Annotated in this window: 18 protein-coding genes; 8 read left to right on the top strand and 10 right to left on the bottom strand. The window is 41.8% G+C overall.

The window, feature by feature from the left end; genetic code table 11:
• Positions 1–22: 22 nt before the first annotated feature.
• The 3 genes from kdpB to kdpA form a co-directional block, all read right to left on the bottom strand.
• Complete coding sequence (gene kdpB / locus LC608_RS08285; RefSeq protein ID WP_308189850.1) at positions 23–2,128, bottom strand: potassium-transporting ATPase subunit KdpB; 2,106 nt, start codon at positions 2,126–2,128, stop codon at positions 23–25.
• Positions 2,129–2,195: 67 nt separating this feature from the next.
• Positions 2,196–2,402: a hypothetical protein gene (locus LC608_RS08280; RefSeq protein WP_229553082.1), complete on the bottom strand. Its 207-nt coding sequence runs from the start codon at positions 2,400–2,402 to the stop codon at positions 2,196–2,198.
• Positions 2,403–2,866: 464 nt separating this feature from the next.
• The gene (gene kdpA / locus LC608_RS08275) at positions 2,867–4,552 is read right to left on the bottom strand and encodes a potassium-transporting ATPase subunit KdpA (protein WP_229553081.1); all 1,686 of its coding nucleotides are present in this window, start codon (positions 4,550–4,552) and stop codon (positions 2,867–2,869) included.
• Positions 4,553–5,182: 630 nt separating this feature from the next.
• Between kdpA and LC608_RS08270 the strand changes: the two genes are divergently transcribed.
• Both LC608_RS08270 and LC608_RS08265 read left to right on the top strand, forming a co-directional pair.
• Positions 5,183–6,286, top strand: coding sequence for a sensor histidine kinase KdpD (locus LC608_RS08270; RefSeq protein ID WP_229553080.1), 1,104 nt, complete (start codon positions 5,183–5,185; stop codon positions 6,284–6,286).
• 105 nt (positions 6,287–6,391) lie between these two features.
• Entirely contained in the window at positions 6,392–7,066 is a 675-nt protein-coding gene (locus tag LC608_RS08265) for a response regulator transcription factor (RefSeq protein WP_229553079.1), read from the top strand.
• Here LC608_RS08265 and LC608_RS08260 read toward each other — a convergent pair.
• Positions 7,063–8,970, bottom strand: a complete 1,908-nt coding sequence (locus LC608_RS08260; protein ID WP_229553078.1) for an Ig-like domain-containing protein — start codon at positions 8,968–8,970, stop codon at positions 7,063–7,065. The genes LC608_RS08265 and LC608_RS08260 overlap by 4 nt on opposite strands.
• Positions 8,971–10,003: 1,033 nt before the next feature.
• Entirely contained in the window at positions 10,004–12,655 is a 2,652-nt protein-coding gene (gene priA, locus LC608_RS08255) for a primosomal protein N' (RefSeq protein WP_229553077.1), read from the bottom strand.
• A gap of 799 nt (positions 12,656–13,454) precedes the next feature.
• Between priA and LC608_RS08250 the strand changes: the two genes are divergently transcribed.
• Entirely contained in the window at positions 13,455–14,627 is a 1,173-nt protein-coding gene (locus LC608_RS08250) for an RpoD/SigA family RNA polymerase sigma factor (protein ID WP_229553076.1), read from the top strand.
• A gap of 324 nt (positions 14,628–14,951) precedes the next feature.
• Complete coding sequence (locus LC608_RS08245) at positions 14,952–15,458, top strand: GNAT family N-acetyltransferase (RefSeq protein WP_229553075.1); 507 nt, start codon at positions 14,952–14,954, stop codon at positions 15,456–15,458.
• A gap of 218 nt (positions 15,459–15,676) precedes the next feature.
• Here the strand turns inward: LC608_RS08245 and LC608_RS08240 are convergent, their stop codons facing one another.
• Together LC608_RS08240 and LC608_RS08235 are read right to left on the bottom strand one after the other, a co-directional pair.
• Positions 15,677–15,901 carry a hypothetical protein gene (locus LC608_RS08240; protein WP_229553074.1) on the bottom strand — a complete coding sequence of 75 codons (225 nt, stop codon included), beginning with the start codon at positions 15,899–15,901 and terminating at the stop codon, positions 15,677–15,679.
• Between the two features lie 42 nt (positions 15,902–15,943).
• Positions 15,944–16,366, bottom strand: coding sequence for a hypothetical protein (locus tag LC608_RS08235; protein WP_229553073.1), 423 nt, complete (start codon positions 16,364–16,366; stop codon positions 15,944–15,946).
• A gap of 358 nt (positions 16,367–16,724) precedes the next feature.
• Here LC608_RS08235 and petJ point away from each other — a divergent pair, with 358 nt between their 5' ends.
• Positions 16,725–17,060, top strand: a complete 336-nt coding sequence (gene petJ, locus LC608_RS08230; protein WP_229553072.1) for a cytochrome c6 PetJ — start codon at positions 16,725–16,727, stop codon at positions 17,058–17,060.
• A 491-nt stretch (positions 17,061–17,551) separates the two neighbouring features.
• Here petJ and LC608_RS08225 read toward each other — a convergent pair whose 3' ends face one another.
• Entirely contained in the window at positions 17,552–18,178 is a 627-nt protein-coding gene (locus LC608_RS08225; protein ID WP_229553071.1) for a Uma2 family endonuclease, read from the bottom strand.
• Between the two features lie 185 nt (positions 18,179–18,363).
• On the opposite strand from LC608_RS08225, the gene LC608_RS08220 reads away from it, so the two are divergent.
• Both LC608_RS08220 and LC608_RS08215 read left to right on the top strand, forming a co-directional pair.
• Positions 18,364–20,457 (top strand): TonB-dependent siderophore receptor, encoded by a 2,094-nt coding sequence (locus LC608_RS08220; protein ID WP_229553070.1) that lies wholly within the window; start codon positions 18,364–18,366, stop codon positions 20,455–20,457.
• A gap of 405 nt (positions 20,458–20,862) precedes the next feature.
• Positions 20,863–21,159, top strand: coding sequence for a hypothetical protein (locus LC608_RS08215; RefSeq protein ID WP_229553069.1), 297 nt, complete (start codon positions 20,863–20,865; stop codon positions 21,157–21,159).
• A 17-nt stretch (positions 21,160–21,176) separates the two neighbouring features.
• On the opposite strand, the gene LC608_RS08210 is transcribed toward LC608_RS08215, so the two are convergent.
• On the bottom strand, positions 21,177–21,335 hold the full coding sequence (locus LC608_RS08210) for a hypothetical protein (protein WP_229553068.1): 159 nt from the start codon (positions 21,333–21,335) through the stop codon (positions 21,177–21,179).
• Between the two features lie 122 nt (positions 21,336–21,457).
• Between LC608_RS08210 and LC608_RS08205 the strand changes: the two genes are divergently transcribed.
• Positions 21,458–21,847, top strand: coding sequence for a hypothetical protein (locus LC608_RS08205; RefSeq protein ID WP_229553067.1), 390 nt, complete (start codon positions 21,458–21,460; stop codon positions 21,845–21,847).
• Between the two features lie 236 nt (positions 21,848–22,083).
• Here the strand turns inward: LC608_RS08205 and ptsP are convergent, their stop codons facing one another.
• Positions 22,084–24,600, bottom strand: a complete 2,517-nt coding sequence (gene ptsP, locus LC608_RS08200) for a phosphoenolpyruvate--protein phosphotransferase (protein WP_229553242.1) — start codon at positions 24,598–24,600, stop codon at positions 22,084–22,086.
• Positions 24,601–24,672 lie beyond the last annotated feature (72 nt).

Below are 24,672 nucleotides of genomic sequence, written 5' to 3'. Positions count from 1 at the left end.
AGTATTTTATTTTTTACTGTCTTTAAGCCAAGCCCACAATTGTAATCAGTAAATCTATCAATTTAATGGCGATAAACGGCGCAATCAGCCCACCTAAGCCATAAATTAAGATATTGCGTTGCAGTAGCTGATTAGCTGTCAGCGGCCTAAACCGTACACCCTTCAATGCCAACGGAATCAAAGCGGGAATAATCAAAGCATTATAAATCAGTGTTGATAGAACAGCAGAATTAGGGCTAGTTAAATTCATAATATTCAAGCTTTGCAAATTAGCAGCGACAAATATCACTGGGATAATCGCAAAGTATTTAGCAATATCATTAGCGATAGAAAATATCGTCAATGCCCCGCGAGTAATTAATAATTGTTTGCCAATGCTAATTATATCGATCAGTTTTGTGGGATCGGAGTCCAAATCTACCATGTTGGCAGCTTCTTTTGCAGCTTGCGTCCCTGTATTCATGGCAAGGCCGACGTTAGCTTGTGCTAATGCTGGAGCATCGTTAGTTCCATCTCCTGTCATGGCAACTAATTTACCTGCTGCTTGTTCTTTCTTAATGACGCTGATTTTGTCTTCTGGTGTGGCTTCGGCGATGAAGTCATCAACTCCAGCTTCTTTGGCAATGACAGAAGTTGTAATCCAGTTGTCTCCAGTTAGCATGATGGTATGCACTCCCATCCGTCGCAGTTGCTCAAAGCGATCGCGGATACCAGGTTTAACTATATCTTTAAGATAAATAACCCCATAGATTTCGTTATCTAGGCTGACTGCTAGGGGTGTACCTCCCAAGCGAGAAACTCGTTCGTAGGTAGCATCCAATTCTGGTGTATCGCGTCCGTTGCGGGAACGGACAAATCCTTTGATGGCTTCTACTGCCCCCTTCCTCGCCTCATACCCACCAGGCAAGTTTGTACCACTCATCCGTGTTTTGGCAGAAAAATCAACTCCTTCTGCCTGGTTGAAGTCAAAATCAAACCTTGCGCCTAACTTTTCTGCCAGTCGCACAATAGATTTACCTTCTGGTGTATTGTCAAATACACTAGCCGCCCAGGCAATATTAGCAATTTCCGATATTGAATGACCGTTGATGGGAATAAATTCTTCCGCCAAACGGTTGCCGAGGGTAATTGTACCTGTTTTATCAAGAACTAAAGTGTTGACATCTCCACAAGCTTCGACTGCTCGTCTTGAAGTGGCAATGACGTTAAATTGGGCAACTCGATCCATCCCAGCAATGCCGATGGTACTTAGTAAGCCGCCAATGGTTGTAGGAATTAATGCTACTAATAGGGCAATCAAAATTGGCACACTGACTGGACTGTTGACATAGTAAGCAAGTGCGGGCAGAGTTACCACGACTAACAAAGACACTAAGCTAAGAACTGCCAGCAATACTGTCAAGGCAATTTCATTGGGTGTTTTGCTGCGTTCTGCCCCTTCTACTAAGGCAATCATCCTGTCAATAAAGCCTTTACCTGGATCATTAGTGATGCGGATAATTAGCTCATCTGAGATAATCCGCGTCCCACCAGTGACGGAACTGGCAACGTCGGAACCTGATTCTTTTAATACTGGTGCGGATTCCCCAGTAATTGCCGATTCATCCACTGAGGCGACACCCATAATTACCTCGCCATCGGCGGGAATGATATCGCCAGCAATGACGTAGATGTTATCGCCCTGTTTAAGGCTTGTGGATGAAACTTCACTAATTATGCCGTCGGCAGCAATTTTTTTAGCGATCGCTTCTGATTTGGTTAATCGTAAGGCATCGGCTTGGGCTTTACCCCGCCCTTCTGCAATTGCTTCGGCAAAATTGGCAAACCAAACTGTAAAGAATAAAATCCCCGATAACAAGCCGTTGAAAACTTGCGGGTTCTTTTGCAGGGCTGGGCCAAATAGGTTGGGATCAATTGTTAGCAATAGGATGATGATTGTCCCCACCCAAACCACAAACATCACTGGATTTTTGATTGCATACTTAGGGTTGAGCTTGACAAAAGCATCTTTCATTGCCCTTAAGTACAGCCACTTATTAATTGTTTTGGCCTTTTTACGTGCTTGGCGGCGATCGCCAGAACGAGGATTTGGCCGTCTAGCTTTGAAGTTAGTTGCCACTTGATTTATGAATTAAGTTAGGAGTAGAGATGCGATTAATCGCGTCTGTACAAAAGTCAGGAGTAGCGCTCTCAAGCTAAATCTTGTATTCATTACGAGCTTCTGAACTCGGAAGTTGAGCCTTTGAACTCGGCACTTGAGCCTTTGAACTCGGCACTTGAACCTCTGAACTCGGCACTTGAGCCTTTGAACTCGGCACTTGAACCTCTGAACTCGGAAGTTGAGCCTTTGAACTCGGCACTTGAGCCTCTGAACTCGGAAGTTGAGCCTTTGAACTCGGCACTTGAGCCTCTGAACTCGGAAGTTGAACCTCTGAACTCGGAATTTTCAAAATTCTAAAAGAACAAGTGAAAATTTTGTTTGAACGAATATGAAATTTAAGCTACATATCACCTTGACAAGGCTAGAGTTAGGAATTTTATTACAATACTGCTCGGTTAAGTTTAAAAAAGCACTACTTGCTAGGTTGGGTTGAGGAACGTAGCAAGATACTGCCGGGTAAACCAAGATTTTTAGGGCTTTGTCGGGTTGAAAGAAACCCAACCTACAAATCTTTTTAACTGAGAAGTATTGGGAGTTATTAAGAACTTCCAATAAAAAACAGATCCAATCTGTAGAGTGTGTTACTAACACACCATCTCATGAAGGTGCGTTACGCGATCGCTAACACACCTTACGAAACGGAATAATTTATTTTTTAGTATTCTCGTTATATTCCAAACTTATAACTCATAACTCATAAATTTTCTAACTACCAGATGCTAATTTCATACCCTCGGCTATGGGGCCTAAAGCCAAAACGGGAAAGAAAGTCAATACTCCCAAAACCAATGTCACTCCAGCAGTGATACCAGTAAATACTAGAGAATCCGTTCTTAGAGTACCAGGCGTTTCGGGAACTGGTTGTTTACGAGACATGCCATCAGCTAACAAGAGGATGGCAATTATCGGAATGTAGCGTCCTCCAATTAAGCTAACCAAAGTACTCAAGTTCCACCATAGGCTGTTATCCTTCAACCCTTCTAAGCCGGAGCCATTATTTGCTGCTGCTGAGGCGTATTCATAAACTACTTGAGAAATACCGTGATAGCCAGTGTTGCTAATTCCAGATAGGGAGATAGGATAAGCCAAGGCGATCGCACTGGGAATCAAAACTAAAATTGGGTGAATCAACAGCACGACGCTGGCGAGGATGATTTCCCGCTTTTCAATTTTGCGTCCCAAAAACTCTGGGGTGCGCCCTGCCATTAGTCCGGTTAGGAATACTGTGAGAATTAAATAAATAAATAAGTAAGCTGTTCCAGTTCCTTGCCCACCCCAGATAACCTGAATAAACAAGTTCAATAGTGTCGAAAATATTCCTTGTGGCATTAAAGAATCGTGCATTCCATTCACTGCACCAGTCATAGTAGCGGTAGTCATAACTGCCCAAAATGCCGTTTGTGCCCAGCCAAATCGAACTTCTTTCCCCTCTAAATTGGGCTGTTCTAATCCAAAGGCGTTATTAACAAGGGGATTACCTTGCAGTTCTCCTACGGCTGCCACTCCTATCAGAACTACAAAAATCACAAACACCATCCAGAAAAGTAGCCAAGCTTGTTTGATGTTGTTAGCAAATATACCGTAAGTGTAGATTAAGGCTGCTGGTATAGAAATCATGGCGATCATTTCTATCAAGTTAGAAGCACCATTGGGATTTTCAAAAGGATGGGCTGAGTTTACGGCAAAAAAGCCTCCGCCGTTGTCGCCCAAAAGTTTGATCATTTCAAAGGATGCCACCGGGCCTCTAGCAATATATTGCGTTCCGCCTTCTAAGGTTCTCAGAACTAAAGTCTCTTTTAATGTTTGTGGTACACCTGTTACAAGTAAAGCGATCGCTCCAATAATCGAAATTGGCAGTAAAATTCGCGTAATTCCACGGACAAGATCGACGTAAAAGTTTCCCAACTTTCTACCTGTCAACCCGCGAATAAAAGCAATACCCACGGCTAACCCAGTGGCTGCGGAGGTGAACATCAAAAACCCTAAAGCCGCTACCTGGCTAAAATAGCTTAAAGTTGTCTCACCAGCATAGTGTTGCTGGTCGGTATTGGTCACAAAGGAAATGGTTGTGTGTAATAATACATCCCATTTGATAGCACCGAAGCCGTTAGGATTCCAGGGCAAGAGTCTCTGAAAATATATCAGTAAATAGACTGAAATACCCATTATTAAATTAGTAAAAATTACAGCCCGGATATACTGCAAACCCGTCATATCATCTTTCCTGCGGACACCTGCTAGTACGAACATACTTCGCTCTATCGGGTTCATTAAAAAATCAAGCAGTGTTCTTTCTCCCAAGAAGACACGCGCTATGTATTTACCTAGTAACGGAGTGATTGCTATGACAATACACAGCGTTAAGCCAATTTGCAAAAAACCTTGTCCCATATATTTCGCGCTCAATTAAATTTAAGTGCTAGCAAGCCAATTTTTAGAAATAACAGATTAACTGTTGTGGTATTTGATTTCGAGGGATTTGGTGATATTTCATGTCACCGTCATTTTTAAATCTAGATATAGTATTTTCAGTTATTACTATCCAGATACTTATTCAATTTATTGTTAAGAATATTTAATTTTTTATTCTTAATTCATTTATAGTTATCCAATTTGATTTTTGAACAAAATTAGGTATTTGTAGGGTGCGTTACGCGGAATGCTAACGCACCAAACCCTTAAGAATGGTGCTGTACTCTCGCAGCTATATACAATTATTTGTTTATACAATAGATTATCGAAGTTTGCTACTTTCAAACAATATAAATATCCCAGAGAATTTTATTAAAGAGATTACGGATTAGGACGGTTGTGGTAAATACTCTACCCCTTATGGGTAACTACTTAGTACCGCAGAGCGGAAGTCAAAAGGAACCAGTCGCCATTTTTGCATCTGGATAATTAGAGTTTTCGGGTTAATGGTCAAGTTAACATTTGCAGATATACATTGCAGATAAATCATAATCGCTGAATTAAATAATTGTAAAGATTGTAGGATAACGATTTTTTAGTAAATGAGAAATGAAGATATTAAATCGATTAGTGGCTACGAAAGAAGCTATAAACGAGCGTGGGGAGACTTATGGGCTACTAGCGATCGCCTTTGCGATCGTGATCAGCTTGGAATATTTAACACCACCTGAGTACGTATTTGGCTACCTCTACACAGGGACGATTTTGTTAGCAGATTCACGGTTGAATCGGGGTGCTGTGTTGGGAATCACTCTTGCAGCTACAGGATTAACATTATTGAATTTGTTTGTTCCCGGAGGAGAAATGATTAATTCCTCAACGTTGGCAAATAGGCTGATTGCAGTTTTGGCATTGGTGGTAACGGGTTGGTTAAGCGACCGCAACCACCGAAATGAAGAAGCGATCGCTTATACGCAAGCACAATTACGCTCCCAAGAACAACTTGCTACGATGCGTGAAGATTTTGTTTCTACCCTAACCCATGATTTGAAAACACCCCTATTAGGAGCAATTGAAACGCTGAAATATTTGCAAAATGAGCAATTTGGTGAAATCACGCCAATGCAAGCAAAAGTCTTACAAACAATGGCTCGTAGTCATCGGAGTACACTGCAATTAGTCCAAACACTTTTAGATGTATACCGCAATGACGCCGAAGGACTGAAACTACAGTTATCACCTGTTAATTTGGCAACTGTAGCGGAGGAGATAATAGCCACCCTGACTGAACTAGCCAAAACACGCCAGGTTTATATTTCTCTCCACTATGGCGAATCAGATTTTCGCAGCTTTATTTGGGTAAACGGCGATCTTTTGCAACTGGGGCGAGTCTTCACCAATCTGCTGAGTAATGGTATAAACCATACCCCTCGTGGCGGTAAAGTAGAAGTAGTACTTGAAAGTTATGCTAGCGATCAAGTAGTAAAAATACTCGATACTGGTTCCGGCATTACCGAAGAAGAGTTACCCCACTTGTTTGAAAGATTTTATCAAGGACATAGCGATCGCCATGTCTCAGGATCTGGACTAGGGCTTTATTTAACCAGGCAAATTATTACCGCTCATGGGGGTACAATTTGGGCGGAGAATCGCTCACCACGAGGCGCACTATTTGGTTTCCGCCTGCCTGCTTGTCCATCACCGGGGAGATGAGGAGCAAGGGGCAGGGGAGGCAGGGGAGGCAGGGGAGGCAGGGGAGGCAGGGGAGAATAATAACTAACTCCTGCCCAATGACTAATGCCCAATGACAAATGACAAATGACAAAAATCTTACTTGTTGAAGATGATGAATTGTTTCGGCTTGGTCTGCGGATGCGGTTGCAACAAGAAACCACTTTGGAGATTGTTGCAGAGGCAGAAGATGGGGAACAAGCTGTAGAATTAGCAAATCACTATCCCCTGGATTTGGTCTTGCTGGATATAGGTTTACCGGGGATTGGCGGGATTGAGGCATGTCGCCAAATCAAGCAAAAGCACCCAAATTTACCAATTCTTGTTTTAACCTCTCGTTCTGAAAAACCCCTGATTTCGCGGTTAATTGCCGCCGGGGCCCAAGGTTACTGCCTCAAAGGGATTCCGGCTGAGTCTCTAATATTAGCAGTGCGATCGGTTGCAGCAGGGGCTTCTTGGTGGGATCAAACCGCAACTACAGAAATTAGAGCAGCTTTTGAGGGCAATTCTACTGTGGTGCTGCGTGGAAAAACTGAGGAATCCTTAGAAAATCCCCTAACCAAGCGGGAGCAAGAAATTTTAGCACTCGTGGCAACTGGCAAAAGTAATCAAGAAATTGCTGAGGTTCTCTACATTGCCCCTGGTACAGTGCGGGTTCATGTCCATACTATTTTACAGAAATTAGAAGTACGCGATCGCACTCAAGCCGCAGTTTTAGCTATCCAAAAAGGATTGGTAGCACCAGAACTGTTAATCAATTAATTGAGTGGACGCAGAAGTGTAATTTTGCCCATGCCAGTCCCTTCATTGAGCTGGGCCACATAGAGATATCCATTTGTAGGATTCTCAACCAAATCCAATGGACTTGGGTTAAAACCGGTGAAGCCAGTAATACCCGTTTGGGAATTTACTATATCCAAGTTTTCCCCACCTGGTGTTAGGACAATGATATCTTTGCCACCACTGTAACGGATCACCAGGAGTTTACCTTGTAGCTTGCCACCTAAAACATTACTATGGTACTCAATGATACCGTTGGGTGAAAAATGCTCTCCGAAATCGAAGGCACTACCTTTCCAATTCCGGTCAGGTAGAGTACCAATAGGATATTCTTTTACCTGAGCTGGGTCTGTACCAACTGTAGGATTTCCACCACTCAACACCCACTCACAACGTTTAGGATTGGGGTGACCATAATAACCGTTTTTAACAACCCGAAAGAGATAATCTCGCTGCGTGACTATATTTCTGAGGTCAGGTACGGTTGGACTGGTATAAGCGCCATTAGTAGCTTTATCGATACGGTTTTGGCAGGCAAGAGGTAGCGGGATAGGTGTATTTGGCGTATTGCCACCAGCTGCTGAACCATTTGTTGGTACATACAACTGACCATTGGTGTGCCAAACCAGATCGTAGGCATTGCGTATACCACTGGCAAAGATAGTTACAGCTGCTCCTGGCTTAAAGGGGTTATAAGTACCTCCACTCTCCGTTTTAATGCTTAAAGGAGGTGAGGTGATTTTGGACAGGTCAACTCGTAATACAGCAGCACTTAACAACTTCTCAGGACGATTACCCCAGACATTGTTTGGTGCGCCCGTACTACTATTACTACCCTGTAAGACATACAGCACTTTTGGCTCATTGGGCTTAAATTCAATGCTGTTGGTTAGATGATCCCGGATTGATCGTGGTAAATCAACCACATAGTCTTTTACTGTCTCTAAATTGGAACCACTCAACCGAGTAATTTTACCAGTCCACTCTGGCGCATTAGTTCCATTCCAGTAGTAGTTGTTTGTTACCCATAGAATTAGGTTACTAGCATTTGTTGAGGAAGGATCAAAGTGCATACCAATGATAGTTCGATTACCATGATTGGCAGTCTGTAATGAGGTAATGGTTTGTGGCGTACCTAGAGTGCCATTAGGATTGATCGGGAAGCGCAAAATCTCACCTTGTAAGGTGGCAGCATAGAGTTTATTGTCAGGGCCAATCAATACTGTGGTGTAAGGTTTGGCAGGGACATTCGGTAGTGAGATTTGCTCAAAACTAATATGGCTTCCTCCCTTCCCAAGGGTGCCTGTTGTGAAACTGATGCTATAGGGTAAGAATGCAGCATCATTGCTGTCTTTTACTCCGTCGGTGATTTTTAACAGATATTTGGTATTATTCTTGAGATGATTTATCGGAGACACTACAATCACATCTCCGCCACCCGAAGTGTTGTAGTTGGCAGCGACTTGTGTATTAGTGCTGCTATCGATCAGTTTGATAGTTGAAGCTGAAAGGCTATTAAGCGCAATCCCACTGTTGGGGAGATTCACGTCTGCTGTAATCGAGATATCTGGCGACACATTTCTCTGATTATCAGTAAGATTGCTCATTCTGACCGAGGGACGGTTAGCTACTGCGATCGCAATATAGTTGAGTTTGCTATTTTTAGCACCTTTAGCAAAGCTATCTTCATGCACCCAACCAAAGTTCCGAGTATCATTGTAGGCTTGACCAGTGTCTTTAATATACCCAGATGCTACAGGAGCGTTATTTGGTTGAAAATTAATCGCTTGAGCAATTGCTAATACCAGTATTTTGGGTCTGATGTTGTAAATCATATATACCTTGCCGTTGTAGTCGTAGTTGATACGTGAGTAGTCCATTGACATGGGGCAAGTATCTGCAATGATTATTCCTGGCGATCCTTTACTGTCCAGAAACGAAGATGATGACCGCAAGGCCCAGGTAAACCATTGTTTTGCTCAGTTGTCTGGTTACTCTTAATTCGATCACTCCACTCACCAACGCTAGAGCGCACACTATTCTGCTAGTGAACAAGGCAGTCCCAATGAAAAAACTTCACCACGAAATGTGTGTGAAAAAGTCAAAAGTCACGTCTCTATTTGCAGAGAAGTAAGATCGGAAAAAACTCCCCGCAGCAATGGACTACCAAAGCTGCATTTTTTAGTGGGGGACTCAGACTCTTGCTGCCTTCGGGTCGTTAGAATTTATAAGCGCTCTTAATAACAATTCTTCCTTCTGCTCTTTCTCCTCTACGAGAAGCTGCACGAACGAATTTCTACCTTTTTTGTTGAAAAAACTGTATTTTTATTGCCTGAGTTGAAGCTGGTGGAGAAACCATAACCTATCTTCCAGACTATGTAAAAATTATTTAGCAAATACTTAAAATTACGTGATTACTGAACTTCTGATTTCAGGTAACTTCCTCATCAATTTGGTGCAGTATGATTACGTAATAAGCAAGAAATCTTCAAAGTTATTACCGTAAATCGTTAACTGCTGCTGGCAAAGTTCATTTTTATTTATGCTGTCAATATCCAAGAAACTTTGCAGAAAATCAGGACTTTTAAGGGAACTATCTAAATCATCAACTTTGCACAGTATGATTACGTAAAAAGTAATAAATCTTTAAAAGTATCACCGTAAACTGCTGCTGGCAAAGTTCATTTTTGTTTGTACTTTCAATATGGAAGTAACTTTGGCAGCAAATTATGAAAGATTTTTTTTAATATGTATGCCTGAACTTTTTTGATGGATGATACTTCAATTTACTTCATCTATCTGAGGGTTGATAATGCATAGATTGACTCAATTACTACGTTTGAGACAAACATCAAAATCAGCTAATTCTGGGGAATAGGAAAAAAGATTTTTATGCGTAATTATATACGCAGTTCATGGTCACATAATATTTAATGGGTCTACATCAATAGTTAAACTCACAGACGAAGGACAAAGCGATCGCACTTCTTCCCAATCTGGCAATTGTGGTAATGCATCGGGAGCAAATTTAATCAATATCTGCCAGCGATAACGATTAGCTACCCGCAAAATACTTGCTGGTGCTGGGCCTAATATCTCAAATTCTTCTTCTGTACTTAAGGTTGTGGCAATTATTTGCGCGGTATTTTGCACTTGAATAGGATCGAGACTACTTAAGCGCAATAAAATTAACCGCCCATAAGGGGGATAATTGAGAGCTTGGCGTTGTTCTAATTCAGCTTGGGAGAAAGAGTGATAATCGTGCGATCGCACTGCTGCAATTACCTGATGCTCTGTAGTGTAAGTTTGTACAATCACCCTCCCCGGATCGTCGCCTCTACCAGCACGTCCAGCTACTTGAGTCAAGGTTTGAAATGCCCGTTCACTGGCGCGATAATCTGATAAATTTAGCAATCCATCGGCGGCGACAACGCCCACAAGTGTCACCTGTGGTAAATCCAATCCTTTGGTGAGCATTTGCGTACCCACTAATAAATCTGCTTCGCCGTTGGCAAATTGAGTGAGTAGGGTACGGTGTGAGCCTTTGTTGCGGGTGGTATCGCTATCAAAACGAATCAAGCGTAACTCTGGGAACTGTCGCGCTAGTTCCTGCGTTACTCGCTGAGTACCGCTACCGAAAAATTTTAGGTAAGGGGAACTACAATCAGGGCAGAATTTGGGATGCGATCGCGCATAATTACAATAATGGCAGCGCAATAATTCCGGCGCTTTTTCTTCCGTGTGGTGATACGCTAACGACACGTCACAGTGCGGACATTCCAGTACATATCCACAACTGCGGCAAGATACAAAAGTACTGTGTCCCCGCCGATGAATAAATAAAATTCCCTGCTGTTTTCTCTCTTGCAATTCTTGCAAAGCTTCTTGCAGAGATCTACTAAATATAGAACGATTTCCCTGCTGCAACTCTTGCCGCATATCCACTATTTCCACCGGCGGTAAAGGGCGGGAGTTAATCCGTTCGGGGAGTGAGAGGTAAAGAGTGTTAAGTGAGGAGTTAGGAGTTAGGAGTGAGGAGTTAGGAGTTATGAATTCTCCTTCTGCTCCCCCTCCCCCTCCCCCTGCCCCCTGCCCCCTGCCCCCTGCCTCCTCCCTCCTCACCCTTACCCAACTCTCCAACGAGGGCGTAGCGGAACCCAGCAGCAAGGGGCAATTTTCTAATTCTGCTCGCCATTGGGCGACGGTACGGGCGTGGTAGGTGGGTATGGGGGAGTCTTGCTTAAAACTGCTGTCGTGTTCTTCATCTAAAATAATTAAACCCAGGTTGGGCAAAGGGGCGAAAACTGCACTGCGCGTACCAATGACAACTTGAGGTTCTCCTGTGAGCATTTGTCGCCAAGTGTCATAACGTTCACCATCGGAGAGGGCGCTGTGATAAACGCTAACTTTATTACCAAAACGGGCGCGAAAACGATCAGTTAGCTGAGGTGTGAGTCCAATTTCTGGGACTAAAACAAGGGCGGATTTGCCTTGGTTGAGTAAAGGGGCGATCGCTTGCAAATATACTTCTGTTTTTCCTGAACCTGTCACCCCATGCAATAAAACTTCAGCAAACCCATCTAATGTCTGGATTGTTTCTAAGGCGCTAGCTTGAGCAACAGTTAAAGATTTAGCCCCATCGCCTGCTAATGCTGGCCCCTGTTCGGTTCGTAATACTTCCCGTTCTTCGATGACAATGTAACCCTTTTGTGTCAACGTCTTGAGGATAGAAGAACTAGCATTACAAATTTGTAGTAATTCATTTTGCCACAACTCGCCATTATGCCGCCGCAGCACTTCCAAAATCTCTCTTTGGCGAGTAGTTAATTCGTGGTCAATTGTACCTGTAAGCGTGACTGCTTTTTGCAGCTTTGGTCGAGTTAGTCGCGGCGGTTCTAAGTAGCTTTCTACTAAACCAAATCGCAGCAACTCCCGAATTCCTCGATAGGCAGATTTAACTTTTTGTTGGAGGTAGACAAAACTGTAGTCCCCAGCCGGCTGCGCTTGTAAAAGTTCCCAAACTTGCCGTGCAGTAGGAGTCAAAAAAGCTAAAGGATCAGGAGATGCCAGCAAATAACTACTTCCCCCTGCCCCCTGCCCCCTGCCCCCTGCCCCCTGCCCCCTGCCCCCTGCCTCCCCTCCTCCAACAAGGCGGATACGACGCTGCGATCGCCCCAGTAACCCTGGCGGCAGAGCAACCCGGATTACTTGAATTAGGGGCGTATAGTAATATGCAGCGACTCGATTGAGTAATTCCCAATAAGCACTTGGGAAAAATCCCACGCTGACTATATCTTCTACTTCCCGGATTTTTTCTGGTGGTAAATCGACATTTGGTTGTGCCAGTAACCGAATTGCGATCGCTCCTAATTGTTGTGCCCCAAATGGCACGCTCAAAATATCCCCTGGTTTTATTTCTAACTGAGCTGGCAATCGATAAGTAAATAGTCCTGTACTTCCTGGACAGTCTACCAATACTTCAACCCACCTATTAACAGTTATACCTGACTGGTATGATTGGCTAGGTTCAGATACTAATAAAGGAGATAATTTTACGTCATTAATATACATAGTTTATGACTTTATAGTTAGATATTTACCTCACATAGCTGGTCAAAAATAACCTAGCTTAATTAAGTCTAATTTTTTATTTTGTTAGACTTAAATGGTATTTGCCAATACTGTTATCCTTCATAATACTTGATAAGTTTCCTCTTATGTAATCTACTAGACAAATTCGTATCAACTATACATGCAATAAATATTTGGTACCCACTATACAAATAAAAGCATGTCAGCCCTTCCTGCAACAGTTGCTCTATCTACTAAATAGGGAGTAGCCTTTTTCCGCCTATCGATAGATATTCAACCCTTTCTGTATATGAGATGCTTTTATACAAATAAGAATATCTTGAAATTAAGCTGCCATTATTATAATTTCTCTCATCTGGGTAAATTGAAATCAGGAATGCATAACTCCAGCACCAACTTTTTAATTTATCCAATGATTTCCAAGCTATAAACATTAAAAATATTTATAAAAATATATGAAAGTTTAAGATATTTGGATGGTTAGCTAAGATTTCTATGTTTGTTAAGGTTGAGAAAGTTTGAGGGGGTTTGACATATTTGGTAATTAAGAAAAAAATGAAGAATATAATCTGTTAGGAGCCTGAGAAGAAAGTTTTGTTGGGTGCGAAGGCCAGTTTAGTTATAGGTTGTATCTAACTGTAACGTATATGTGTTACGTAGATGCCGATTTTCATTCCTGAAGAAAAATTAGCATAAGCCTGAATTTCGCTATATAAACGGGTGCATTCGTCCCTTAGGGAAAACTACCAAGCCTCAAACGAGTAGCTGTAACTAAATTATGTACCAAACAAAGCAACAATGCCTAAAGGAAACTATGAATATTGTTGAATTAGGAGAAATGGAAATACTGGAGAATACTGCTGATATTGAAGAACCATTACTCGATATTTTAGAAGCAGTAGCAGATGAAGAGCCTCCAATTGTAGTAGAAAATCTGGAATCAGACGAACGCGACGGGGATGATATGGCGGCAGCCCGTCCTTCGGGATACAATAAAACCGAGCATGATGATGCCGTTGGTGCATTTTTTAAAGAAATGGCGCGTTATCCCCTTCTAAAAGCTGATGAAGAAGTAGAGTTAGCGCGGCGAGTTAGGTTTCTAGAAGAAGTTAGGGAATTACAAGCAGCCTTAGAATTAAAACTCGGACAGGAACCTACTAAGGTAGAGGTGGCTTCCGAGCTAGAAATGACGGAAAAGCAATTAGAAAATCGCTTGTATCAAGGTAGAGTAGCGAAACGTAAAATGATTCGCTCGAATCTGAGATTGGTAGTTTCTATTGCTAAACGATACCTGAATAGGGGAGTGCCTTTCTTGGATTTAATTCAAGAAGGAGCAATGGGTTTAAATCGCGCTACAGAAAAGTTTGATCCAGATAAAGGATATAAGTTTTCTACTTATGCCTATTGGTGGATTAGACAAGCGATTACTAGAGCTATAGCTAACGATGCGCGGACAATCCGGCTACCTATTCATATTGTTGAAAAGCTTAACAAGCTGAAAAAAGCACAACGAGAACTCAAGCAAAAGCTTTGTCGCAATCCTACTGAAGGAGAAATGGCAGAAGCTTTAGAAATTAGTGTGCAACAACTACGCCAGCTACAACAACTACGGCGTCAAGCACTTTCTCTCAACCACCGTGTCGGTAAAGAAGAAGACACGGAATTGATGGATTTGCTAGAAGATGAAGATAACCTGTCTCCAGAAGCAAAAATGAATGAAAACATGATGCGTCAGGAGATTTGGGAAGTCTTGGGTGACGTATTAACGCCACGGGAAAAGGATGTAATTTCTCTGCGATATGGTTTGACAACCAGCGAACCCTGTACCTTAGAAGAAGTTGGCAACATGTTCAATCTTTCTCGTGAGCGAGTGCGACAAATTCAAAGCAAAGCCATGCGAAAATTGCGCCGTCCCCACATAGCCAAACGTTTAAAAGGTTGGTTGATTTAATTACATCTACGAAGATAGATTAGCTTCATTAACGAACATGGATCAAATAAAGTGCAAAACTTTAAATCTAGGATGGTGCGTTATTGCGTACCATAACGCACCATCCTAGATTTTAGGTGCGTTAGGACAAATGCCCGTAACACACCTTACAAAAGTTACTCTTTATTAAATCCACATGCCTAATGAATGAAGGCGAGCTAGTATCTCGCAAATTGCAACAACAGGGCGTTTTGTACCTTTTTTCGGCTTTTCTTTAATCATTAGTCAAAAAAACTTGTACAGTTGCCTATAGACTATGGACTATGAACTATAGACTATAGACTAATGACTTTGCATAGCAATTTAATTGTGCGTTTTGCTGAACCAGCTGATTACAGCGTACTGTTTAAATTAATTCAGGGGCTGGCTGAGTATGAAAAATTATCTCACGCTGTCACTGGCAATGCTCTGGAACTTAAAGAGCATTTATTTGGATCGCACAAATATATAGAAGCGATTTTAGCAGAATCTGCGGGTCAAGCTGTTGGTTTTGCCCTATTTTTTCATAATTATTCAACATTTTTGACTAAGCCAGGAATTTATCTGGAAGACTTATTTGTTTTACCAGAATATCGCAGGCAAGGTATTGGTAAGGCTCTCTTGACTAAATTAGCTCAGATAGCTGTAGAACGTGACTGTGGGCGCTTAGAGTGGAGTGTGCTGGATTGGAACGAATCAGCCCAAGAATTCTACCGTAGTATGGGAGCATCTATATTAGATGATTGGCGAATTTGTCGTGTTACAGGAGATGCGCTTACTCAGTTAGGAGCTGTTGAAAGAATTCACAATTGATAATGACCCTCTTACCTCGCTTAGACGTTATTTGAAAAGTATTTCGCTGTGACTTTGGGCACTTTTAGATTCCCCCTAACTCCCTTTAAGAAGGCTACCGTGTATACACAAGTTTTGTCGCAGCCATATCTTTATTAATAAATCTCGCACTACGTTTTTATCCCGCCTCGGAATGAATTCCGAGTCTCATAGCTAAACTCCACTAAGCGTGGACTGAATTAATCATTTAGTCCACTAAGCGTGGACTTCAGGTATGAGAGTAAACTGACTTCCAACAGCAAATCTGCCAGCACCCGTTGCCCTAAAGATGCTACTACACCTACTTCAACCGTTGTAGTAACATCTTTAGGGCGAATCAAACTATCATCTGCAAGATTTGTTGGAGTAGTTAATTGGCCGTATAAATATTGATTTGTTATGTTGTTTACATTTAGTTGAACCATAATTTTTCTCCGATACTTTTTGTTTCATGTTTGAGGAATTGCTCATCGAAGACCACCGCAGTTCCGCGAGTAGTTTTCAAGGCGAGTTTCTACTGTTTCGATCTTGCCGTTTTTATTCAAATAACGTGCATGGAAATTAATCACTACAACATCGCCCGAATTATATCCAAGAATGCGATCGAGAAATTCTTCAGGAGAAACTTCATAAGGGCCGCCAGGATTGACGGAACAGCATTCTGGATACAATGCTATATATTCATCAAAGCTTTTATACTTGATGTGCTTAGGATCTGGGAAGTTTTCTATCGGTAATATATCCCGGCTATTTTGGTAATCAAATTCTGCTCTAATTTTTTCTTCATCACTTATGTAACGCTTTTCTGCAAAACAGAAGCCAGAATAGTTTAAACCAAAATAAACAAAAAGAATTAGCAGCACGCCACCGACAAATAAAAACCTTTTCATGATCAGACCTCAATGCTTGTGAGCCTCACTTATTTTCACTATTTTCGGTCGATGTATATAATTTTTAGCGATTGATTTTTCCTCGATGTAAACGACTCGTATTTATTACCTGTATAAACCCATTTGAAAATATCACATTGGTAAATTTTCTTACTTACTTGATCCGAGTCATTTAAAACTTGTAATATTTTTTGTAACATCTCGCTGGTTTCTCGTCTACAATTTTTAAATCTGTTCAGCGAAACTTTAAAATAACGAAGTTTGACAGGTTGTCATTTGACTATAGCAGCGCCTCAACTGACAATTATGGAGGATATCGCAGCGAATAAGCCGTTATTGCAGAGAGAGAGAACACGAAATGAAAAAAATTATTACGGTGATGCTGTTAGGCATAGCAATCTTCACCTTTGCCTTCAGCAGTCCAGCTTTGGCAGCAGATGCTGTTAGTGGAGCTAAAGTATTTAGTGCTAATTGTGCCTCTTGTCATGCAGGAGGTAAAAATCTGGTTCAAGCTCCTAAGAACCTGAAGAAAGAAGCTTTAGAAAAGTATGATATGTACTCAGCAGAGGCGATTATCGCCCAAGTTACAAAAGGTAAAAATGCCATGCCTGCTTTCGGTAGCCGTTTAAAAGCTAACCAGATTGAAGATGTAACTGCTTATGTGCTTACACAAGCAGATAAGGACTGGAAGTAGATAGGACTTACGCACGAGTTACGGAATAACGTAGACGCTTCGGCTTGCCGCAGGCTACCGCAGAGGCGCAGAGGACACGGAGAAATCAGAGTTTGAGAGATATTTTGCGTAAGTCCTAGTAGACTAAAATCTAACTTCAATAATTAACAATTCACGGGGCTTTTTGTCCCGCTAATTTTAGTGCTGCCGAAATTGTCCAATAGGATACTGATACCAATTTTGGATTTTAGATTTTGAATTTTGGATTAAAGTTTTTACAAAAACACTGTTCCAAGAATATCAAATAATACTCCCTATCCTCATTTGGTATTATGAGTTATTTTTGGCGATTATTTCTCAGTGTAGTTATTGCTTTACCGCTTACTTTTCTGATACCTGCACATTCAGCACTCATTTTAATTACCCTTACGAAAAACTCTAGATTTACTAAAGAGTTTGCGACAACAAATTTTGTCTGTAACGGAAATCGCTCTTTTCTAATAGTGTAAGAGTTATACAGAGTATCCACCGACTTGAAAAATCTGTTCGGGGGTTAAATTTAATTCGGGGAACAGAGGTGAGATAATGCGATCGCTACCTCGAAACTGGCTGACTTGGTATTCTCCATCAATTAAAGTGTAGAGCGAAACAGTTGGTTGTTTGGGGTTGCCAATAAATCGCCTACCGCCTAAAGCAGCATAGTCTACAATCCAGTATTCTGGAATGCCTACAGCTTCATAATCAGCAGCTTTTTTTAAATAATCATCACGCCAATTACTACTCACTACCTCAACTACTAAGGGTATTGATTCTGTTTGGCTTACAGTAGATTCTTTTTTCCACAGAGGTTCGTTTACTAAATTGGGGCGATTTAATATCAGCACATCTGGTGAGTAAGCAGATTCATTTTCAGGCGGTTTGACTAATGCTGTTTTGGGTATGAAGTAGGGGAGATTTAAACGAATACACTCTCTAGTAACTTCAAAGGCTAAAAATCCAACTACCTCTTCATGATCGCCTGTGGGTTGGGACATTTCAACTATTACTCCATCATGCAATTCATAACGTTTTCCAGTGTTGTCAGGGTATTTAGCAACGAATTCATCGAATGTAACTAATTTGCGTAAGGTTTGAATCATAATTTATTGTCTTCTATAGTGTTTGTGAAGCGTTCAGTTTTCTCAATGCTAACGTAATTCGTAGTTGCTACGTAGTAGTAAATATATGAGACTGTGGAAATATGACAGCGTGTCTTTTGACATGATTTTACTATTACAGCAACAATACTAGGTGGTGACTGTTTTTATTTGGTGTGAAAGAGAACGTGAAAAAGGATTTATTGTTGCTAACAGTTGCTTTACCGAGTTTACTGATAGTGTTTCCTGGCTTTGCTGCTGAAAGTGAAATTAAGCAGAGAAATACTGATAAATCAACTGAAGTCATTTTAAATATTCCGAGTTTGAGTGAAATTGAGCTACCCGTCACTAATGCCGAATTATTAACTCAACAATCTGCACCGAGTGAAGTTAATCCAGATCAGCCAGAAACAGAGCAAACTCCGAGTGATGATGCAGATATTTCTATAGAAGTAATCGCCGAACCAGACAACTTACCTCAATCTACTCCAACTTACGTAATTGATAAAGAAGAAATTCAAAAGCAGGGCGCTACAAGTTTAGCCGATATTTTAAAAAGAATGCCTGGTTTTGCTATCAATGATGTAGGTCATGGTGCAGATACTCACACAGGTACATACTATCGGGGAGCCTCAATTAATCAGTCTGTATTTCTGATTAATGGCAGACCAATTAACAATAATGTCAACACTTATCATGGTGGAACTGACTTAAATAGCATTCCTGTAGAGGCTATTGAACGAGTGGAATTATATAGCGGTACAGCCTCCGCTTTATATGGTTCTTCAGCCTTTGGGGGAGTTGTGAATATTATCACCAAGGAAGGTTATGGCAAACCTAAATTGAGCGCTAGTGCAGAATTTGGCTCATTAAGTTTAAATAATCAACAAGTAACCTATGGTGGTTCATCTGATAATGTCAAGTACAACTTTAGCTTTGAAAGATTCTTTACAGATAACCGTTACCGCGTCCCTGTAGGTGCTGCTAATCGTGATGAACAAGGATTTTTATTCAATGCAGACACAGCTACAAGTACCTATTTTGGTAGCATTGGAGTAGATTTAGATCAGAAAAATTCTCTGAATTTAGATGTTACTGCACTCAGCAGTCGTCGTGGTTTAATTTATTTCGGTTTCCCTCTGCTGCAAAGAGATAGATTAGACCACGATGGTTTAAATGTCGGCTTATCTTGGAAAACTCGACTAGGTAATGGGGAAAGCTCTAATCTTACAACTTCAATTGGTTATAACCAAGATTACTTTAGTACTTATGGCCCTACAGGAGCATTTTACCGTACAGGAACTTTAGATACACAACAACTCACAGCCAGAGTAGATCATGAGTGGAAAATTACTTCCAATAATAAATTGCGTTGGGGATTAGATTTAAAAAACACCGATTTAAACGGTGATGTTTTTAGTACAAATCCTAGTAGGATTGCCACTAATGAAACTGAAGATAGAAGTTTGTTCAATACAGCTTTATTTGCTGTCAATACTTGGAATATTAGCGATAATTTTCTGATAGATTTAGGACTAAGGCAAACCTTTGACAGCCAGTTTGGAAATTATCTCAATCCTAGTGTTGGGTTACGTTATGCCGTCACACCAATAGTAGCAGTGCGTGGAAGTTGGGCAGGGGCACAACGCAATCCTGGGTTAGATCAGTTGTATGTTTATGATACAGTTCATGGTTGGGAACCTAATCCTGATTTAAGTCCGGAAACTGGCTCTACTTGGAGTGCAGGAGTAGATGTAAATTTTTCTCAAAATCTAATTGGACAGTTTACTTACTTTGGTAGTAGTATAGGCGATCGCTTGGGAGTCATCGCCGGAAGATGGGAAAACATTGGATTAGTAGATACCAATGGTTTAGAAGCAGCTTTGCAATTAAGAATTGCTTCAGGCTGGTCAACTTTCCTCAACTATACTTATACAGATGCTCAAATAAAAACAGGTACAGACAGAGGTTTACAGTTAGGTTTGATTCCCTACTCTGTACTTCAAACTGGCGTAGGTTATGAAAATGCGGGATGGCAGGCTAACTTGTATGTTACCTACAATAGTGGCGCTCGTAGATCCATCTTTGCTAACCCTGGTGATAAGGCTACAGATTTTGCACCATCTTTCGTGAATTTAGATTTCACCGGTCGTATACCTTTAACTACCAATTTAGGACTGACAGTTTACTTAGAAAATCTACTGGGTGAGCAATATGAGCGAGTTAATCGCATATATAGCCCTGGATTCACTTTTCGTGTGGGTTTAAGTGCCAATTTTTAACAAGGAAGGAGATTTTGCAAAGGAATCTCTAGATTATTAGAAACCATAAACTGCGTAGGTTGGGGAACTGCAAGGACGCACTGGCTTCTCTGTGCCTCTGCGGTTTAAAAGTTATTTATTGAACTACAGAGGCATAGAGAACACAGAGAAAAGATAAAGACGACGCACCGCCCAATACGGTTCAGTTAAGCCAGAAAAATAAATTTGCGTAGGTTGGGTTGAGGAACGAAACCCAACATTTTCGGGCATTTGTTGGGTTGAACGAAGTGAAACCCAACCTACAATTATCCTTAACTGAACCGTATTGACGCGCCGCCAACATGGTGCGTTAGGCTAAAGCCGTAATGCACCATACTTAAAATTTACTTTTAATCTAAAATCTAAAATCCAAAATCCAAAATTTACATGAGAGCCAAAATTGAAAATCAAATACTTTTTATTCATCACGAAGATTTACCAGAGTTTAAGAAGGGTGGTTCGGTGGTGCGGAACTCTTATTTCTGGGCGCTACGTTCAATTGCTGGTAAAGCTTCGCGTTATCGTGATTGGGAATACGAACCGGAGGTTTGGCTAGCGCTTTCACGAATGCTTTTGTCGTTTGCTGAATCTGGATATTTGGGTCTTAGAGAAACCTTGCTGGAGTTTCCTTTATCTCAAGGGGAAATTCCTAGTTTGCTGCGAGATGTATCCACTTTTGAGTAGAGTTGCTGCCGTGAGTATCAAGCTTGTTTGGCGATCGCATTTGCTTTGGTACTCCTTTGGAGAACCCGTTTGCTGTCTTCGTCTCCATTAGAAGAAGGGTAAAAACTGTTCGCGATCGCGTCTCCTGCTGTAACTAATATTACATGACTAAAATAATGCTTGAACTCATCGGGCACTCAAATGAGGTTCAATCCGTCACGACTAGCCATCATGGCCAAACTTTAGTTAACAGTAGTGTTGAAGTAAGGGCAGTTGTGAGAAGACAATTAAAACACACTAGTTAGTGGAAGAAAATAACGTGAAAATAGCGATTATTGCTAAAACATTACTTACACCTATATGTTTGTTAGCTTTATTTACCCCAAGTCAAGCATCGGCTCAAGTTATACCGCAACCTTGGGTTTCAGTCGGTGGAAAAGATGGTGATGTAACTTATGCTGTAGGAGCTAGGGCTTTAAATTTTGGCGTTGAGCTAGGAACTGGCCCTGATGGTGCTACGGGAGTAGATGTTTTAAAATTTATCAGCTTGCCTGTAATTTCACCTTATGTAGGAGTTGGACTTTATTCAGAAGATAAAGGTGTTGCAGTTTCAGGTGGCGTTCAGGTAAGTGCTGCTGATAACGTTTTTGTCGGTGCTGGTTACAATTCTATTCGTGGCTTTAACGGGCAACTGGGAATAAGATTTTAACAAAACAGAATTCAGCAGTCAGAAGCCAGAATTCAGAATTACAGCAGATTTCAAGTTAGTGAAGTACACAAGCTAAGTTTCAAAGCCAGATATAAAGCCTGTTTTACTTCTGAATTCTGCTGTAAATTCTGTGCAACTGGTGGATAGTGCAGCGTAAACTCTTTGAGAGATGCTAACGCGCAGCGTCTCGCAGAGAGCGTTTTGATTCTGAATTCTTATTCAATTACGAATTAGTATTATGCAGGGGGGATAACTGAAGTTGAGATTAGTTTTCTGACATTAACTGCGGAATCTTGTTGTAATGCTGATGCCACGATCGCTTCACTTTCAACTATACAAAACCTAGCGATCGCCTGTTTCACTCCAGGTATACTTTGAGGATTCACGCTCAACTCATCCAGCCCTAAACCTAATAAAATTGGTGTTGCTAAAGTATCTGCTGCCAATTCTCCACATAATCCTACCGAAATCCCCGCCGCATGAGCAGCTTGGATAGTTTGCTGCACCATTCGTAACACTGCTGGGTGTAGCGCATCAACTAAATTTGCCACGCGCGGATTAGTGCGATCGCTAGCCATGACGTACTGACTCAGATCATTAGTACCTATACTAAAGAAGTCTACTTCAGCAGCTAACTGATCTGCGATCGCAACTGCTGCCGGAACCTCCACCATAATTCCTACTTTCATCGCTGCATCAAAGGAAATACCAGCTTGATTAAGTTCAGCCTGCACTTCACCCAAAATTACTTTAGCTGCGCGTACCTCAGTTACACTAGCAATCATTGGCAACATGATCTTAATTTGGTGTCCTACACTGGCTCTCAAAATTGCCCGTAACTGAGTTTTGAACAAATCCAAATGATCCAAACAAAAACGAATTCCCCGCCAACCTAAGAAAGGGTTAGCTTCGGGAAACCCTACTCTCAGATAAGGAAGTGGCTTATCACCACCGACATCTAAGGTACGAATAATTAGCGGACGATTATCTAAAACTTGCGCGATCGCCTGATACACTTCTAGTTGCTCTTCTTCAGTGGGGGCGCTTGTCCTATCCAGATAAAGAAATTCAGTGCGGAGTAATCCCACACCTTCTGCACCATTAGCCACCGCAACTTGCACATCATTTATACTACCAATATTGGCGAAGACGCTAACTTGCCGACCATCACGAGTAATTGCTGGCTGATGTGCTGTAGCTCGTGCTTCCTGTTGGGCAGTTTGCCAAGCTAACTGCTTTGCTGCGAGTAAATCTAGGATGTGTGATTCTGGTTCTACCCAAGCTTTGCCACTTTCACCATCAAGTGCCATAAGTGTACCATCTGCCAAGTGCAACACCTGGGCATCTACTCCCAAAACTGCGGGAATACCCAATGTTCGGGCGATAATTGCGCTGTGAGATGTGGCACTACCTGAAGTCGTACAAATACCTAATACCTTTTTCGGATCTAGTCTAGCCGTATCTGAGGGACTTAAATCAGTCGCCACCAAAATTGCAGGTTCCTCAAGATGCAGGTTAGCAGGGGCATTCCCAGCTAATAATCGCAGCACCCTTTGTCCGACATCCACAACATCGTCAACTCGCTCTTGCAGGTAAGAATCCTCAAGTGTGCGGTAGGAAGTCGCTACTTCATCAACTACGGCTTGCCAAGCGGCTTCAGCATTTATATGGTGTTCTAAAATGCGTTGGTGAGCCGCTTCCAGCAATACTGGATCTTCTAAAAATAGTAGTTGGGCATCGAAGATGGCGGCTTCAGCGTCACCAATTTGCAGAGAAGCTTGGGAGAAAACTGCTTGCATTTCTTGTCTGGCGGTGTGAATTGCTGCTTGTACTCTTTGCCACTCTGCATCAGGATCGTCTACGTGGTATTCCGTAATCGAAATGTGTGTGGGTTGATAATGAACAACAGGTGCGATCGCTACTCCAGCAGAAGCTGCAATTCCCAAAAGTTCGCCGTGAATTGCTGGGGTAACTTCATGGTGCAATGCAGGTGGAGAATTCAAAGCAACATTATCCTCACCAAAATTATTTGCGAATAATCCCTGTAATGCTGCCAGTGCTTCATCTGCATCAGAACCGGTGGCAGTAATCAGCAATTCGTGTCCTTGACGCACCCCTAAAGTTGCAACTTGGTTAATACTGTCACCCCTAACTAGCTCAGTATTTCTCGTTAAATTCTGCACCAAAATTTGCGATTGAAACCGGGCTGCGGTTGTCACAAACTGCGCTGCGGGACGGGCGTGTAATCCTAAGCGATTGCTCACAATCAGCCGGATTTCTCGCGTTGGTGATTCTATATTAGTTGTTGGGGTGTTGTGACTGACAAGTGACAACGGCCTACTAACTACACCCAATTGAGTTGCTTTTGCTAAAAGTGCGCCGCGTGCTTCTGCCATGACTTGCTGAATATCTCTACCAGCCGCCACAGCTACTACAGCAGCGATCGCACCTTCTACTAGAGGTGCTTCACATAAATATACTTTTTGCTGCTGTGCTTCTGGCAAAAACTCTATTGCCATTTCTGCACTCAGCAAAGCACTACCCAAATCCATTAATACCAAGACACCATTATCAGAGAAAACAGAAGCGATCGCTTCATAAACCTGGATGGGATCTGTACCCAATGGGTTGTCCGGATCTTCAATACCTGCTGCAACAGCAATGGGAACTTGGCCCTGAACCATTTGCGCGGCGAGTTCCCGCACACCCAGAGCTAGTTGTTTACTGTGAGAAACGATAACAATTCCGATCACTGCCACACCGCCAAACTTGTTGAGAGGTTTGCGTTTAGCTAGTTATCCCTTTCATTTTCCCATTCCGCACCG

Origin of the sequence: Nostoc sp. XA010 (assembly GCF_020829625.1) — a bacterium.
Lineage (GTDB): Bacteria > Cyanobacteriota > Cyanobacteriia > Cyanobacteriales > Nostocaceae > Nostoc.
The sequence above is the reverse complement of the archived record's forward strand: the minus strand, read 5'-3'. Positions and strand labels throughout refer to the sequence as shown.

What these genes read in the sequence shown, in the direction of transcription:
- kdpA (WP_229553081.1), bottom strand. Translation starts at nt 4,552, where the DNA reads ATGGGACAAGGTTTTTTGCAAATTGGCTTAACGCTGTGTATTGTCATA.
- LC608_RS08270 (WP_229553080.1), top strand. Translation starts at nt 5,183, where the DNA reads ATGAAGATATTAAATCGATTAGTGGCTACGAAAGAAGCTATAAACGAG.
- LC608_RS08265 (WP_229553079.1), top strand. Translation starts at nt 6,392, where the DNA reads ATGACAAAAATCTTACTTGTTGAAGATGATGAATTGTTTCGGCTTGGT.
- LC608_RS08260 (WP_229553078.1), bottom strand. Translation starts at nt 8,970, where the DNA reads ATGTCAATGGACTACTCACGTATCAACTACGACTACAACGGCAAGGTA.
- priA (WP_229553077.1), bottom strand. Translation starts at nt 12,655, where the DNA reads ATGTATATTAATGACGTAAAATTATCTCCTTTATTAGTATCTGAACCT.
- LC608_RS08250 (WP_229553076.1), top strand. Translation starts at nt 13,455, where the DNA reads ATGTACCAAACAAAGCAACAATGCCTAAAGGAAACTATGAATATTGTT.
- LC608_RS08245 (WP_229553075.1), top strand. Translation starts at nt 14,952, where the DNA reads ATGACTTTGCATAGCAATTTAATTGTGCGTTTTGCTGAACCAGCTGAT.
- LC608_RS08240 (WP_229553074.1), bottom strand. Translation starts at nt 15,901, where the DNA reads ATGGTTCAACTAAATGTAAACAACATAACAAATCAATATTTATACGGC.
- LC608_RS08235 (WP_229553073.1), bottom strand. Translation starts at nt 16,366, where the DNA reads ATGAAAAGGTTTTTATTTGTCGGTGGCGTGCTGCTAATTCTTTTTGTT.
- petJ (WP_229553072.1), top strand. Translation starts at nt 16,725, where the DNA reads ATGAAAAAAATTATTACGGTGATGCTGTTAGGCATAGCAATCTTCACC.
- LC608_RS08225 (WP_229553071.1), bottom strand. Translation starts at nt 18,178, where the DNA reads ATGATTCAAACCTTACGCAAATTAGTTACATTCGATGAATTCGTTGCT.
- LC608_RS08215 (WP_229553069.1), top strand. Translation starts at nt 20,863, where the DNA reads ATGAGAGCCAAAATTGAAAATCAAATACTTTTTATTCATCACGAAGAT.